Consider the following 14,567-nt stretch of genomic DNA (forward strand, 5'->3'; position numbering starts at 1 on the left):
ATGGCGATCCCCCAGACAGTGTTCAGCGGGGGCGCCATGCTGGCGACCGCCGCCTTGCTCGTCGCATGCGGCACGGCCCCGACCGGCCCCACGCGCCTCGGCCTCGGCGCCGATCCGACCCAGGCTTGTGCGGCGCTCACCGCGCCGGTGGCGGCCACCGCCATCGGCCTGCCCAGCGGCGCGGCGACGATCGACTCGGCAGCGCTCGTGCCGGCGTCTGCATTGGCCGTTGCCGAGCGCGGCCCCAGCCCTGCGTCGCGCATCACGCCGGCAATGCCCGCGTACTGCAAGGTGCTCGGGCGCATCGCACCGGTCGACGCGAGCGCGCCGCCGATCCTGTTCCAGGTCAACCTGCCGCTCGCGTGGAACGGGCGCAGCGTGCAGTACGGCGGCGGGGGCTTCAACGGCACGCTGATCACCGGCCTGGCGCTGGTGCCTGCCGCACGCTTCGACCTGCCCACGCCGCTGGCGCAGGGCTACGTGACCTACGGCACCGACTCCGGCCACCAGAACGTGCAAGGCCAGCCGCCGCAGGCCTTCGCGCTCAACGACGAGGCGCTCGTGAATTTCGCGCATGCCTCGTACAAGAAGGTGCGCGACGTGGCGGTGGCGCTGACGCAGCGCGCCTACGGCCACGCACCGCAGAAGCTCTACTTCATGGGCAGCTCCGAAGGCGGGCGCGAGGCGCTCACGATGGCGCAGCGCTATCCGCAGGACTTCGACGGCATCTTCAGCCGCGTGCCGGTGATCAACTGGACGGGGCTGCAGCATGCGGGCACGCGCAACGGCATCGCCACCTTCGGCGAAGGCTGGCTGCGGCCCGCGCAGGTGCAGCTGGTGCACAACGCGGTGCTTGCGTCGTGCGACGCGACGGATGGCGTGGCCGACCGCATCGTGTCGAACCCGGTGGCCTGCCTGCAGCGCTTTGATCCGACCACTTTGCGCTGCGCAGCGGGCACGAGCGGCGACAACTGCCTCAACGACGCGCAGGTGCAGGCGGTGCGCACGCTGCGCTCGCCGTGGCGCTCGCCCGTGCCGCTGGCGCATGGCGTCACCGAGTACCCGGGCTGGGGCATCGGCGGTGAAGGCACGCCGGCCTTCGCCTCGATGGGCGGCTGGAACGCGTGGTGGACCGGCTCCGCCGCGCCGACCGTGCCGCCGCAGCCGAGCAACGGCATCGCATGGTTCTACGGCAGCGGGGCGCTGCAGTATTTCTACGCGCGCAATCCGTCGCTCGACGTGCGCAACTACCGCGCCGAAGACTTCGCGGCCCGCATCGCCACCGTGTCGCAATTGATGGACTCGACCAACCCCGACCTGAGCGCCTTCCACGCGCGCGGCGGCAAGCTGCTGATGCTCGAGCACATGGCCGACTACGCGCAGAGCCCGTTCGCGGGCATCCGCTATTACGAGTCGGTGGTGGCACGCATGGGCCGCGAGAACGTGGACCGCTTCATGCGCCTGTACACCGCGCCCGGTGTCGACCATGTGGGCAGCGGCGCACCGGCCAACGTCGACATGCTCGGCGCGCTGGCCGACTGGGTCGAGCGTGGGCGTGCGCCGGCCGGGCTGCAATTGCTTGAACAGGAAGTGCAGCCGCCGTTCAGGACGACCCGCGCGCGTCCGCTGTGCGAGTGGCCGCTGTGGCCGCGTTATGTGAATGGCGATGCGTCGCAGGCGGCGAGCTTCCAGTGCAGCCGGTAGCGCTCGCCTGAAGCGGTCGCGATCTTCAAGGGGCGATTGAAGGAGTTTCGGGGCGAGGGGGCTTTTTCATGTGCGAGGGTCGCCGCAGACTGCTGGCATCCGAACTTCACAACGCACCGACCCATGAGCACCACGCCCCTCGTCAGCATCGCCGTCCTGAAGGCCAAGACCGGCCAGCGCGAGGCGCTGCGCGACGCCCTGAGCGCGCTGGTGGCGCCCACGCGGCAGGAGCCTGGCTGCCTCGACTACACCTTGTTCGAACTGCGCGACGAGCCCGGCAGCTTCTACATGCGCGAGTCGTTCCAGGACCAGGCCGCGCTGGACGCGCACTTCGCCACGCCGTATTTCAGGGCCTTCGAAAAGCGGTTCGACGCGCTGCTGGACGCGCCGATCCGGCTGGTGTTCCTGGAGAAGGTCGCCTAGGCGCCGGCCTCAGAACTGGTACTTCGCGCTCGCGACCACCGCGCGGTCGCTGCCGGGGTAGTACTTGCTGTACGCGCGCGACGCAGCGTACTGGCGGTTGGCCAGGTTCGTGGCGCTCAAGGCGAAGCGCCACGGCCCGCGCTTGTAGTGCACCGTGGCGTCGAGCAGCGCGACGCCGCCTTCGGACGAGGTGTTGCCCACATCGTTCCAGCGCTTGCCGATGTAGCGCACGCCGCCGCCGAAGCCGAAGCCGTTGGCCATTGTGTAGTCGAGCCAGAGCGAGGCCGTGTTGCGGGGCACCTGGATCGGTGTCTTGCCGCGCTCGGTGTCATTGGCGCTCTCGCGCACCTTGGTGTCGAGCCAGGTGTAGGAGGCCGTGAGGTTCAGGTCGCGTGCCAGCTCGGCCTTGGCTTCGAGTTCGAGCCCGCGCGAGCGGATGCGGCCGATCTGGCGCGCCTCGAAGGTGTTCTGGTCGTAGGTCACCACGTTGGATTTGCGCAGGTCGAACACGGCCGCGGTGAACAGCGCGCGCGTGCCCTCGGGCTGGAACTTGACGCCGGCCTCCACCTGTTTGCCGCGGCTCGGCCGGAACGGCGTGCTGTTCAGGTCGACGCCGCTGGTCGGCATGAAGGATTCGGCGTAGCTGAGGTAGGGTGCCCAGCCGTTGCCGACGAGGTAGCTCAGGGCCGCACGGCCGCTGAACCTGTCGTCGGTCTGTGTCGTGCGCTCGCCCTTCAGCCGATCGTAGGTGGCGGACTTGACGTGGTCCTGCCGTCCACCGAGCGTGAGCAACCAGTGGGGGCCGAACTTGATCTGGTCCTGTGCGTACACGCCGAGCTGCTCGGTGGTCTGCGTGAAGTTGCTGTCGGGCCGGAACGGTTCCGCCACGGGCAGGCCATTGACGGGAAAGCGCAGGTCCAGGCTCGGCGCCGGCCCGGAGAACTGCTTGGCCGTGTACCGGACGCGCGACCAGTCGACGCCGAACAGCAGCGTGTGCTCGACGTCGCCGGTGCGCACGCGGCCCTGCAGCTGCGTGTCGGCGGTCCATTGGTTGACCCACTCGGGTGCGAAGCGCGCGGTTCGCCGCAGCGTATAGCCGTCGGGTGCGAGGTTGACGACCACGTGGTGCTTGTCGGTGTCGAAGCTGAAGTAGCGCGTGTTCTGGCGCACCGTCCAGTCGTCGTTGATGTGGTGTTCGAACAGGTAGCCGAGCGACGATTGCTGCTGCTTGATCCGGCTGTAGTTCGGTTCGCCCTGGATGAGCCCGGTGTCGCGTCCCTTCGCGTCGGTCACGTTGAAGGTGTCGTCGCTGGCATCGCTCTTCAGGAATTCGCCAAGCAGGGTGAACGAGGTGGCGGCCGACGGCTGCCAGCGCAGCGAAGGCGCGAGGTAGCTGCGCTTCACTTCGGCGGGGGCGCCGTTGGGATAGCGCTGCTGGCTGTTGCTGTCCAGCTCGACGCCCACGAGGCGGTAGCTCAGCGTGTCGCTCAGGGCGCCGCCCAGGTCGAGGGCCAGCTGCTTGCGCTGGAAGCTGCCGTACTGCACTTCGATCTCGCGCGTGGGCGTGCTGCTCGGCATCTTGCTGACGCGGTTGACGATGCCGCCCGCATCGCCCAGCCCGAACATCACCGACGACGGGCCGCGCAGCACCTCGACGCGCTCGACGCCGTAGGGCTCGGTCAGCGAGTAGGCGGGCAGCAGCAGGCCGTCGCGGTACATGGCGTTGCCCGCGGTGGCGTCGAAACCGCGCAGCAGCAGCCAGTCGATGCCGCGTGCGTCGTAGCCCCAGTTGCCGGCGACCACGCCCGGTGCGTAGCGCACGGCTTCCATCACGGTCTGCACGCCGCGCGCTTCGAGTTCTTCGCGGCCGATGACGGAGATCGACTGCGGCACTTCGAGGATCGGCGTGTCGGTCTTGGTGGCGCTCTGGCTGCGCCGGGCGACATAGCCCGGCACCGGGCCCAGGCTGGTTTCGAGTTCGGCCGTGGCGCTCACGGTCACGGCCGGCAGGGTGGCGCCGGCGGCGCTTGGCGCTTTCTCGATCACCAGCGTGCTGCCCGCTACGCGCCCGGCCAGTCCGCTGCCCTGGAGCAGGTGTGCGGCGGCGACCTGCACGCTGAGGTTGGCCTGCACCGGGCGGCCCTGCAGGCCCTGCAGCAGGCCCGGCGCCGCCAGCAGCTGCACGCCGGCCTGGCGCGCAAGCTGGTTCAGCGCCTGGTCCAGCGGCTGGGCGGGGATCGAGAAGGCGATGGCTGCGCCGGCGGCGGGCGGTGTCGCGCTCTGGGCCCAGGCGGTCTGGCTGGCCTGCGTGACCAGGCACAGCACGGCCGCCGCGATCAGGTGGCGCCGGCCGGCGGGGAGAAGAAGGTGGCGGGAGGGCATGCGGTTCTCTCGGTTCAGGTCGGGGTCATGAAAATTCCGGAACGGCCGCAGGGCGGTTGTTCCGGGCTCCATGGACTGATACGACCGAGCGAGCGCAATCCCTCATGCAGATCGCAAGAAAGACAAGGCAAGGCCAGCGGGCGGATGCCGGCGTCAGGAGATCGGGCGGCGTTCGATGACCAGGGCGCGTTCCGCCCCGTCGTCTTCGCGCACCCGCACCGGCAGGCTGTTGGGCAGCAGGCGCAGCCAGGTGCCCGCTTCGGCAATGCGCACGCGCCCGAACACCGGGAGTTGCGCGGCCTGGGGCGCCACGCGCAGGGGGCGCGGGCTGTAGCGCGCCAGGCGCTCCACCACCTCGCCGAGCGGCTGGTGATGAAAGTCGAGCCAGCCGTCGCGCCACGGGGCCACGGCGCTGTTCACGGCATCCGCGGCCGATTGGGCGGCGGACAGCTGCAGCGCCGTGTCGATGAAGGCACGGTCGCCCGCGCCGAGCACGCGCGCGTCGCCGCTTGCGCTGCGCACCCGCACCTGGCCCGATTCCACCGCGACGCGCACGCCGCCGTCCTGCAGCGCGACCTCGAAGCGCGTGCCCAGCACCGTGATCTCGTGGCCCAGGGCGCTGACGATGAAGGGGCGCGCCTCGTCGCGCGCCACGTCGAAGAAGGCGCTGCCGGCCAGCAGCCGCACGGTGCGGCGCGCGGCGAAGTACTGGACCTCGGCGCGGCTCGCGGCGTCGAGCGTGAGGCGGCTGCCGTCGGGCAGCGCCTGCGCCTGGATGCGACCGATGGCGGTCGCCAGGGTGGCGCTGTAGCCGGGCATCCACTGGCGCCAGGCCTGCCAGAGCGCGGCACTGCCGACGCTGAGGCCGCCCACGCCGAGCAGGGCCGACAGCGCGCGGCGCCGCCCGGTGCGCGCCGGTGCAACCTCGCCGCGCCAGCGGTGCAGCGCGGCCTCGACGCTGTCGAGCGCCCGCATCACCTCGCGCTCCACGGTCTTGATCGACACGCCGTGGCGGCGCGCCAGTTCGGCATGGCAGGCGCCGTCGAGCCGGTCGGCCAGGAAGATGTCGCGGCTGCGCGGCGGCAGGGCCCGCAACGCGGCATCCACCGCGTCGAGTGCCTGCCGGTGGGCGACGCCATCGGCCACGTCCCGTGTGCTGTGGTGGTCGTGTCCCGTCGTCAGCCCGGTGTCGAGGTCGACGGGGGCGGGGCTGAAGCGCTCCGCGCTGCGCTGGCGGCGGCGCAGGTGGTCGATGGCGAGGTTCTCGGCCACGGTGTAGACGTAGGCGCGCACGGCGGCCTCGGGCGGGGCGGGGTCGGCGGGGGTGTCGTCCCGCGCTTGCGCACGCTCGGCCAGCCGGACCCAGGTGTCGTGCGCCAGCTCCCGCGCCTCGTGCGGGCTGCCGGTGCGGCGCGCGATGAAGCGCACCAGTTCCTGGTAGCTGTCCTGGAAGGCTTTCAGCAGCGGGCTGGAGGAGAGTTGGGCGGACATGGGCTGGGGTGTGGCGCGCGAATCGCAGGAGAATTATTGTCGAGAATAGTTCTCATTTGATGGCGGCATACCCGAATCGGCCCCGTTCTGTGGTGAACGGGGCCATCGCCGGCCCAGACCGGTGATGTGGCTAGATCGCGCAGCCGTCGGGGCCGCACGCTGCAGGCGCTGCGGCTGCAGAAGGCGCCGGCGCCACGAAGGTGCCGAGCTGTGCCTTCCAGTCGTCCGCACGCCCCAGCCACGGCCCGATGTCGATGCGGCCCGCGCTGCCGTCGGCCTGCGCCAGCACGAAGGTCGGGAAGCCCTGGCCGCCCGCGCGCTGCAGCAGGTCGCGGCTCGCGGCGATGTGCTGCGCGGTGGCGTCGCCCGTGTGCTGCGCGAAGGCCGCAGCAAAGGCTTCGGCGTCGAAGCCGAGTTCAACCGCCAGTTCGGCGAGCACGCCGGCCTCCGCAATGCGCCGGCCCTCGACATAGTGGGCCTGTTGCACGCGGTGCGCCATGTCCAGCCCGCCGCCCGCGCGCAGCGATTCGGCGGCGAGGATGGCGGTGATCGGCGGTTCGGAGTCCATCACCGCGCCGGTGTCGCGCAGCAGGCCTTCGAAGTAGGCCTCGCCGAAGGGCTGGCCCGTGAGCTCGGCGATGCGCCTGTCGTGCGGGATCACGTAGTCGCGCCATTGCGGTGTGATGGGGCGGCGGTTGGCGCCGGTCATCATGCCGCCTGCGTGGAGTTCGACGCGCAGGCCCGGCACGGTGCGCGCGGCCTCGACCAGCGGCGCGGCGGCGTAGCACCAGCCGCACAGCGGATCGAAGATGCAGTGCAGGGTGGCGGTGTCGCCGTTGTTGCTGGTTACTGGGGCCACTTCATTTCTCCCTTGATGACCTTGGCGCCCAGTTCGAGCGACGAGGCGTCTTCGAGCTTCGGGTAGCGCTGCTTCATGGCGGCGATCAGTGCGGCCGAGTCCTTGGCCTTGGTGGCTTCGGTCTCGAAGGCTTTCAGGTAGTCGCGCGTGAACTTCACCGAGGCCACGGTGTAGGGCGCCGAGCCGTCGGCGTTCGGCAGGTAGTGGCCGGGCACCACGGTCTTGGGGTGCAGCGCGGCGATGCGGTCGAGGGTCTTGAGCCAGTCGCGGCGCGACTGCACCGTCTGCGTGTCGGCCACCCAGACGTGGATGTTGGCCGACACCGGAATGCCGCCGACCACCGCCTTCAGCGAGGGAATCCACGCGAACGTGCGCGCGGGCGAGGACCCGTCCAGGCCGACGACCTGGATCTTCTTGCCTTCGAGCACGAGGCTGTCGCCGGCCAGCGGCTCGGGCACGACCAGCGCCTGGGGCGCGTTGTCCTTGAGGATCGGGCCCCAGTGCGCGAGCTTGCCGTCCTTGGAGGCCTGGATGGCGGCCACGGTCTGCGGCGTGGCGACGATCTTCGCGTCGGGGAAGGCGGCGCGGATCACGTCCAGGCCGAAGTAGTAGTCGGGGTCGCTGTGGCTGATGTAGACCGTGGTCAGCTTCTTGCCGCTGTCCTTGATCTTCTGCACCAGCGCCTGCGCGTCGTTGCGCTGGAACTGGGCGTCGACCAGCACGGCGTCGGTGGCGCCGGCGACCAGCACCGACGACACAGGGAACATCGACTTCGTGCCGGGGTTGTAGACGTCGATCTTCAGCGGCTGGGCCGCCTGGGCGGCGAGCGGCGCGAGGGCGAAGGCGGCGGACAGGGCGGCGGCGGCAACGAGGGTTCTGCGGAACATGGCGGTGTCTTTCGGTCGATGGGTTGAGGGTGACAGCGTGAACAGACCGGATGTTAGGTTGCGCGAAACGAAACAAAAACCACCGCCAGCACAATGAATAGTTTCTGTTATCGGACGAATCAGGCGTCTTCGGAGCGGTCCGTGGCGCACCGTTCGAGGTGGGTGACCAGCAATTGCGCCGAGGGCGACAGCGTCGCCTCGCTGCGAAAACAGATCGCGAAACGCCGGCGCGCCCAGTCGTCGGTGAGCGGCATCAGCCGCAGTCCGAAGGCCTCGGTGAAGGGCCGGGCGACCTCCGCCGGCACCACGCTGATGGCCAGCCCGGCGCGCACCACGCGCAGCGCCGCGTCGAAGTTGGACACCAGCACGCGGTACACCAGCGGCTTGCCGGCGACGGCCGCTTCGCGCGCGAGCATCAGCTGCACGGCGCTGAGCGCGGGCATGCCGACGAATTCGTGGTCGAGCACCTGCTCGAAGCGCACCGCGTCATGGCGGGCCACGGGGTGCGACGGGTGGGCCACGATGGCCAGGTGGTCGGAGCGGTAGTCGCGCCGCTCCAGCCCGTCGAGGTCGGCCGCGTCCCAGCACAGGCCGATGGACGCGATGCCCTCGCGGATGCCGCGCACGATCTCGGGGCTCACGCGCTCTTCCATGTCGACGCGGATGTTGCGGTGCGCCGGGTCCTGCAGGAAGCCGGCCACGTCCTCGGCGAGCGATTCGGCCATGACCGAGGCCGAGGCCAGGATGCGCACGTGCCCGCGCGCGCCGCCCGCGTAGGCGGCCATGTCGCGCTCGATGCGGGTGGCGCTGCCGAGCATGGCGCGCGCGTGTTCGAGCAGCGTTTCGCCGGCCGGCGTGGGCACCACGCCGCGGCGCTTGCGCAGCAGCAGCGGCGTGCCGACCGTGTCTTCGAGCTGGGCCAGGCGCTTGCTGATCGCCGAGCCGACGATGTTCGCTTGCTCGCCCGCGCGCGCGATGCTGCGGCTGTCGCAGACGGCGACGAACAGGCGCAGGGTGGTCAGGTCGAGGTCTCTCATGAAGTTCCAATTTGGAAGCAAACGGCTTCCAAAATATACCTTCAGGACTGAATCGGAACTTCTACGATCGGCGTCATTCCCTCACGACGGAGACACCCTCTTGATTCACGCCTTCCTGCCGCCGCGCGCGGTCGTCCGCGAAGTGGGCCTGCGCGACGGCCTGCAAAGCATTGCCCGCGTGCTGCCCACGGCACGCAAGCTCGAATGGATCCGCGACGCGCACGCGGCCGGCCAGCGCGAGATCGAGGTCGGCTCGTTCGTGCCGGCGCACCTGCTGCCGCAGCTGGCCGACACGGCCGAGCTGCTGGCGTATGCGAAGACGCTGCCGGGGCTCTTCGCCTCGGTGCTGGTGCCCAACCTGAAGGGCGCCGAGCGCGCCATCGCGGGCGAGGCCGACCTGATGATGGTGCCGCTGTCGGCCAGCCACGCGCACAGCCTGGCCAACCTGCGCAAGACGCCGGACGAGGTGGTGGCCGAGGTCGGCCGCATCCGCGCGGCGCGCGACGCGGCGGGCTCGAAGACGCTGATCGACGGCGGCGTGGGCACGGCCTTCGGCTGCACGCTGCAGGGCCATGTCGACCCCGACGAGGTGCTGCGCCTGATGCAGGCGCTGCTCGATGCCGGCGCCGACCGCGTGAGCCTGGCCGACACGGTGGGCTACGCCGATCCGGCCATGGTGCGCAGCCTGTTCGAGCGCGCACTGCACATCGCGGGCGACCGCCTGTGGTGCGGGCATTTCCACGACACGCGCGGGCTGGGCCTGGCCAATGTCTACGCCGCTCTGGAGGTCGGCATCACGCGCTTCGACGCCTGCCTGGCTGGCATCGGCGGCTGTCCGCATGCGCCGGGCGCGAGCGGCAACGTCGACACCGAGGACCTGGTCTTCATGCTCGAGAGCATGGGCGTGGCGACCGGTGTCGACCTGCAGCAGCTGCTGCACCTGCGCCAGCGCGTGGCCGGCTGGCTCGATGGCGAGACGCTGCAGGGCACGGTGTGGCGCGCGGGCTTTCCGAAGACCTTTGCGCCGGCGGAAGGCGTCGCCGCATGAGCACCGAAGCCAAACGCCTGCCGCTCGCGGGCATCCGCGTGGTCGAGTTCACGCACATGGTCATGGGGCCGACCTGCGGCATGGTGCTGGCCGACCTGGGCGCCGAGGTCATCAAGGTCGAGCCCATCGACGGCGACCGTACGCGGCACCTGCTGGGCGCGGGTGCGGGCTTCTTCCCGATGTTCAACCGCAACAAGAAGAGCATCGCGCTCGACCTGCGCCATCCGCAGGGGCTCGAGGCCGCGCTGCGCCTGTGCGCCACGGCCGACGTGGTGGCGCAGAACTTCCGGCCCGGCACGATGGACAAGTACGGCCTGGGCTACGCCGCGCTGGGCAAGCTCAATCCGCGCCTCGTGTACGTGAACCACACGGGCTTCCTGCCCGGCCCGTACGAGCATCGCACCGCGCTCGACGAGGTGGTGCAGATGATGGGCGGCCTGGCCTACATGACGGGGCGCCCCGGCGATCCGCTGCGCGCGGGAACGAGCGTGAACGACATCATGGGCGGCATGTTCGGCGCCATCGGCGCCATCGCCGCGCTGATGCAGCGCGCCGAAACCGGCAGGGGGCAGGAGGTGCAGTCGGCGCTGTTCGAGAACAACGTGTTCCTGGTCGGCCAGCACATGCTGCAGTACGCCATCACGGGGCAGGCGGCCGCGCCGATGCCCGAGCGCATCTCGGCCTGGGCGCTGTACGACGTGTTCACCGTGAAGGACGGCGAGCAGATCTTCCTGGCGGCCGTGAGCGACGCGCAGTGGAAGACCTTCTGCGATGCACTGGGCTTCGACGACTTGAAGGCTGACGCCACGCTGCAGACCAACAACGACCGCGTGCGCCTGCGCCCGACCTTGCTGGCCGCGCTGCGCACGCGCCTGGCCGACCGTTCGGCCGCCGAGCTGTCGGCGATCTTCGAGGCGCGCGGCCTGCCGTTCGCGCCGATCACGCGGCCCGAAGACCTGTATGCCGATCCGCACCTGCAGGCCACCGGCGGCCTCGCCGACATCCGCCTGCCCGACGGCGAGCGGGCCGGCGAGATGGCGCAGACCACGCTGTTCCCGATCACGCTCGACGGCGAGCGCCTGGGGGTGCGGCTGCATCCGCCGACGCTGGGCGAGCACACGCGTGCGCTGCTGGCCGAGCTGGGCTACGCGCACGAGCAGGTCGAGGCGCTGCATGCCGAAGCGGCCGTAGCCTGATTTTTCAAGCACCGACAAAGACAAAGAGAGACAAGACCCATGAGCCCGATTCCGTTTTCCTCTGCTTCATTCAACCGCCGCGCGTTGCTCGGCCTGGGCGCGTCGGCGGTCGTGCTGTCGGCCGCCCGCCCAGTGCTCGCGCAGGGCGGCGACAAGCCCGTGCGCTTCATCCTGCCGATCAGCGCGGGCTCGGGCGTGGACGCCATCGCGCGCGCCGCCTCGGTCGCGCTCGGCAAGGCGCTGGGCCAGCCGGTGGTGATCGAGAACCTGCCGGGCGCCGGCGGCATCACCGGCACCTCGGCCGTGATCAAGGCGCCGCCCGACGGGCTCACGCTCGGCATGGTGTCGAACAACCACGTGATCAACCCGAGCGTGTTCAAGAAGATGCCCTTCGACGCCATCGCCGACATCACGCCCATCAGCGTGGTCGGCGCCACGCCGCTGGTGCTGGCCGTGAACCCGAAGCTGCCGGCGAAGAACGTGAAGGAGCTGGTGGCGCTGCTGCGCGCGAAACCCGAGGGCTACAACTACGCCTCGTCGGGCAACGGCACCATCATCCACCTCGCGGGCGAGATGTTCATGGACGAGGCCGGCGTGAAGGCGCGGCACATTCCGTACAAGGGCACCGGGCCGATGGTGACCGACATGATCGCGGGGCAGGTCGAGATGGGCGTGGTCGCGCTGCCGGCGGTGCAGCCGCATCTGAAGAGCGGCGCGTTGCGCGCCATCGGCCTGTGCGGCCCGGCGCGTTCGCCGGCCGCGCCCGAGATCGCGACGATCGCGGAGCAGGGGCTGCCGAATTACGCGGTCGAAGGCTGGTTCGCGGTGATCGGCCCGCCGAAGATGCAGCCGGCCGACGTCAAGCGCGTGCACGAGGCCATCGTGGCCGCCTTTGCCGCGCCCGAGGTGCGCGAGGCGATGGACAAGCAGGGCAACATCGTGAAGCCCACGTCGCCCGAACAGGCCGCGAGCTATTTTCGCAGCGAGGCCGCGCGCTATGCGGCGCTGGTGAAGAAGGCGAACGTGGTGCTGGAGTGAAGCCTTGCGCCTTCCCCTTCGCGAGAAGGGGGAGGCGACGTGCGGGCGTTACGCCGGGCTCACCGCGCGGTACAGCGCCCGCACGAAATCCGACTGCGTGATCATCCCCGTCAGCCGCTTATCTTCATCGATGATCGGAATGTGGTGGTGGCCGCCTTCGGAGAACAGCGGCACCAGCTCGACCACCGGCCGGTCGGCGCTGGCCACGCGCACCTGGCGCGTCATGATCTGGCCGACCACCTCGGGCTTGTTCGACATCACCGTGCGCGTGGCGCGGATCAGGTCGCGCAGCCGGCCCGCGATGCCGTCGTGGTGCTGCAGGTCGAGCTGGCGGAAGAAGTCGGCCTGCGTGACGATGCCGACCACGCGGCGCGTGCGGTCGGTTACCGGCAGCGCCTTGATGCGGTGCTGGTGCATCAGCGTCCAGGCCTCCTGCAGCGGCGTGCCGAACTCCACCGAGATCGGCGTGCCCGACATGATGTCGGCGCAGTGCAGCGTGCCCAGGCGGCGCTTGTACGACTCGAGCTCGGTCTGCTGGATGAGCGACTCGAGGTCGTCGCGGCTGATGTCGAGCACCTGGTTGTAGCGCGCCAGCACGGCGTCGATGTCGGCCTGGCTGAAGCGTGCGTCGGGCGAAGGCGGGCGTGCCACCTGCACGTGCGGATAGCGCCGCCCCGTGAGCGTGTTGTAGGCCACGCCGGCCAGCACCAGCAGCAGCGAGTTCACGAGCACCGGGAACAGCGCCGCCGAGAAATCGGTGGTGTGCGTGAGCACCGCCAGCAGCGCCGCCGCGCCGCCGGGCGGGTGCAGGCAGCGCGTGAAGAACATCAGGCCGATGGCCAGCGCCACGGCCACGGCGGCGGCCACGGCGGTGTCGGGAATCCAGCTGGCGCAGGCGATGCCCACCAGCGTCGACAGCGTGTTGCCGCCGATCACCGACCAGGGCTGCGCCAGCGGACTGGCGGGCACGGCAAACACGAGCACGGCGGTGGCGCCCATCGGCGCGACCAGCCACACCGCATGCTCCAGCGGCACGGACAGCCAGCGGCACAGCAGGCCGGTGATCAGCAGCCCGATGCCTGCGCCGCCCACGGCGCGCAGGCGCTCGCGCGCGTTGACGTTGGAAGGGCCCGGGAGCCAGGCGCGCAGATAGGTCCACAGTGCGGCGAATCGCATCCCCCGTCCCCCTCAGGCTTCTTCGTGTGCCACCCGACGCCCGATGTCGGGCCAGCGGTGGTGCAGCCAGACCCAGGCGACCAGCCCGATCGTGAGCATCAGCGCGGAGGTGAGGGCCAGTGCCAGCGTGGAGTGCATCACCAGCGGTGCCACCGCGCCGGCCACGACGCCGTTGGCGGTGGAGCCGATCACGGCCTGCAATGACGAGGCCATGCCGCGGCGCTCGGGGTGCAGGTCGAGCACCAGCAGCGTGACCACCGGCACCATCAGCGCCCAGCCGAAGGCGAACACCGCCAGCGGCCACACGGCCCAGGCCACGTGCGCCTGGAAGAAGATGTTGGCCACCACGTTGACCACCGAGGTGACCATCATGATCAGGAAGCCGTCGCGGATCTGCCGCTTGGGCGCCACCTTGCCGGCCATGCGGCCGCTGGCGCGCGCGCCGAGCATGATGCCGCCGATGGTCAGCAGGAAGAACCAGAAGAACTGCTGCGGCTGCAGCGCCAGGTGGTCGCCCAGGAACGCAGGCGCGGCCAGCACGTAGAGGAACATGCCGTTGAAGGGCACGCCGCTCGCGAAGGCCAGCAGCAGGAAGCGCGGGTCGGAGCACAGGTCGCGGTAGCCGCGCATCAGGTGGCGCACCTGGAAGGGCTGGCGGTGGTCCTTGTGCAGCGTCTCGGGCAGCAGCTTGTAGTTGGCGACGAACAGCACCACGCCCACGGCCACGAGGAACCAGAAGATCGAGTGCCAGCCCGCGTGCACGAACAGGAAGCCGCCCACGATGGGCGCGATGGCCGGCGCCACGCCGAAGTAGATCGTGACCTGGCTCATGACCCGCTGCGCCTCGGCCGGCGGGAACATGTCGCGGATCACGGCGCGCGACACCACGATGCCGGCGCCGGTCGACAGGCCCTGCAGGCCGCGGAACAGCACCAGCTGCGTGATGTTCTGCGACAGCGCGCAGCCCAGCGAGGCCAGCGTGAACACCGCCAGCCCCCACAGCACCACCGGCCGGCGGCCGAAGCTGTCCGACAGCGCGCCGTGGAACAGGTTCATGAAGGCGAAGCCGAACAGGTAGGCCGACAGCGTCTGCTGCATCTCGGCCGGCGTCGCGCCGATCGATTTCGCGATGCCCGAGAAGGCCGGGATGTAGGTGTCGATGGAGAAGGGCCCGAGCATGCCCAGCACGGCGAGCAGCACGGCAAGCGCCCAGCGCGGGGCCTGCCAGAGTTTGTCTGCGTCGGGATTCATGGAAAGGCGGCTCCGTTGTACTTGTTTGTTGTGTGTCGGTGGAAAAACGAGAACGCCCGCCGCCCGGGTGAGGGG

General features: G+C 70.3%; 11 protein-coding genes and 1 pseudogene. 5 read left to right on the forward strand and 7 right to left on the reverse strand.

Going from position 1 to position 14,567, the window contains the following annotated elements; genetic code table 11:
• Positions 1-1,704: a tannase/feruloyl esterase family alpha/beta hydrolase gene (locus AC1RGU_RS04990; RefSeq protein ID WP_492695156.1), complete on the forward strand. Its 1,704-nt coding sequence runs from the start codon at positions 1-3 to the stop codon at positions 1,702-1,704.
• A 123-nt stretch (positions 1,705-1,827) separates the two neighbouring features.
• Positions 1,828-2,127: a putative quinol monooxygenase gene (locus AC1RGU_RS04995; protein WP_492695158.1), complete on the forward strand. Its 300-nt coding sequence runs from the start codon at positions 1,828-1,830 to the stop codon at positions 2,125-2,127.
• Between the two features lie 9 nt (positions 2,128-2,136).
• Here the strand turns inward: AC1RGU_RS04995 and AC1RGU_RS05000 are convergent, their stop codons facing one another.
• The 5 genes and pseudogenes from AC1RGU_RS05000 to AC1RGU_RS05020 all read right to left on the reverse strand — a co-directional run bounded on the left by AC1RGU_RS05000 (position 2,137) and on the right by AC1RGU_RS05020 (position 8,783).
• Positions 2,137-4,509 carry a TonB-dependent siderophore receptor gene (locus tag AC1RGU_RS05000; RefSeq protein WP_492695160.1) on the reverse strand — a complete coding sequence of 791 codons (2,373 nt, stop codon included), beginning with the start codon at positions 4,507-4,509 and terminating at the stop codon, positions 2,137-2,139.
• A 153-nt stretch (positions 4,510-4,662) separates the two neighbouring features.
• A complete protein-coding gene (locus AC1RGU_RS05005) occupies positions 4,663-6,000 on the reverse strand; it encodes a sigma-70 family RNA polymerase sigma factor (RefSeq protein ID WP_492695162.1) in 1,338 nt (445 codons plus the stop codon).
• Between the two features lie 130 nt (positions 6,001-6,130).
• Complete coding sequence (locus AC1RGU_RS05010; RefSeq protein ID WP_492695163.1) at positions 6,131-6,859, reverse strand: DsbA family protein; 729 nt, start codon at positions 6,857-6,859, stop codon at positions 6,131-6,133.
• Positions 6,853-7,746, reverse strand: a pseudogene (locus AC1RGU_RS05015) (MBL fold metallo-hydrolase); the annotation flags it as partial. The pseudogene AC1RGU_RS05015 and the gene AC1RGU_RS05010, both read right to left, overlap by 7 nt.
• A 119-nt stretch (positions 7,747-7,865) precedes the next feature.
• On the reverse strand, positions 7,866-8,783 hold the full coding sequence (locus AC1RGU_RS05020; protein ID WP_492695165.1) for a LysR family transcriptional regulator: 918 nt from the start codon (positions 8,781-8,783) through the stop codon (positions 7,866-7,868).
• A 100-nt stretch (positions 8,784-8,883) separates the two neighbouring features.
• Here AC1RGU_RS05020 and AC1RGU_RS05025 point away from each other — a divergent pair, with 100 nt between their 5' ends.
• From AC1RGU_RS05025 to AC1RGU_RS05035, 3 genes are read left to right on the forward strand one after another with little or no spacing between them, the layout of a single operon-like run.
• On the forward strand, positions 8,884-9,831 hold the full coding sequence (locus AC1RGU_RS05025; RefSeq protein ID WP_492695167.1) for a hydroxymethylglutaryl-CoA lyase: 948 nt from the start codon (positions 8,884-8,886) through the stop codon (positions 9,829-9,831).
• On the forward strand, positions 9,828-11,027 hold the full coding sequence (locus AC1RGU_RS05030) for a CaiB/BaiF CoA transferase family protein (protein ID WP_492695169.1): 1,200 nt from the start codon (positions 9,828-9,830) through the stop codon (positions 11,025-11,027). Before AC1RGU_RS05025 ends, AC1RGU_RS05030 begins: the two co-directional genes overlap by 4 nt.
• A 39-nt stretch (positions 11,028-11,066) precedes the next feature.
• Positions 11,067-12,065: a Bug family tripartite tricarboxylate transporter substrate binding protein gene (locus tag AC1RGU_RS05035; RefSeq protein ID WP_492695171.1), complete on the forward strand. Its 999-nt coding sequence runs from the start codon at positions 11,067-11,069 to the stop codon at positions 12,063-12,065.
• A gap of 48 nt (positions 12,066-12,113) precedes the next feature.
• On the opposite strand, the gene AC1RGU_RS05040 is transcribed toward AC1RGU_RS05035, so the two are convergent.
• Positions 12,114-13,241 carry an HPP family protein gene (locus AC1RGU_RS05040; RefSeq protein ID WP_492695173.1) on the reverse strand — a complete coding sequence of 376 codons (1,128 nt, stop codon included), beginning with the start codon at positions 13,239-13,241 and terminating at the stop codon, positions 12,114-12,116.
• 12 nt (positions 13,242-13,253) lie between these two features.
• Positions 13,254-14,492, reverse strand: a complete 1,239-nt coding sequence (locus AC1RGU_RS05045; protein ID WP_062470580.1) for a multidrug effflux MFS transporter — start codon at positions 14,490-14,492, stop codon at positions 13,254-13,256.
• Between the last annotated feature and the right edge of the window lie 75 nt (positions 14,493-14,567).

This window comes from Variovorax sp. GW823-FHT02B07 (assembly GCF_058797695.1).

Bases quoted from the DNA above. Each gene is read 5' to 3' on its own strand.
- AC1RGU_RS04990 (WP_492695156.1), top strand. From the start codon at position 1: ATGGCGATCCCCCAGACAGTGTTCAGCGGGGGCGCCATGCTGGCGACC.
- AC1RGU_RS04995 (WP_492695158.1), top strand. From the start codon at position 1,828: ATGAGCACCACGCCCCTCGTCAGCATCGCCGTCCTGAAGGCCAAGACC.
- AC1RGU_RS05000 (WP_492695160.1), bottom strand. From the start codon at position 4,509: ATGCCCTCCCGCCACCTTCTTCTCCCCGCCGGCCGGCGCCACCTGATC.
- AC1RGU_RS05005 (WP_492695162.1), bottom strand. From the start codon at position 6,000: ATGTCCGCCCAACTCTCCTCCAGCCCGCTGCTGAAAGCCTTCCAGGAC.
- AC1RGU_RS05020 (WP_492695165.1), bottom strand. From the start codon at position 8,783: ATGAGAGACCTCGACCTGACCACCCTGCGCCTGTTCGTCGCCGTCTGC.
- AC1RGU_RS05030 (WP_492695169.1), top strand. From the start codon at position 9,828: ATGAGCACCGAAGCCAAACGCCTGCCGCTCGCGGGCATCCGCGTGGTC.
- AC1RGU_RS05035 (WP_492695171.1), top strand. From the start codon at position 11,067: ATGAGCCCGATTCCGTTTTCCTCTGCTTCATTCAACCGCCGCGCGTTG.
- AC1RGU_RS05040 (WP_492695173.1), bottom strand. From the start codon at position 13,241: ATGCGATTCGCCGCACTGTGGACCTATCTGCGCGCCTGGCTCCCGGGC.
- AC1RGU_RS05045 (WP_062470580.1), bottom strand. From the start codon at position 14,492: ATGAATCCCGACGCAGACAAACTCTGGCAGGCCCCGCGCTGGGCGCTT.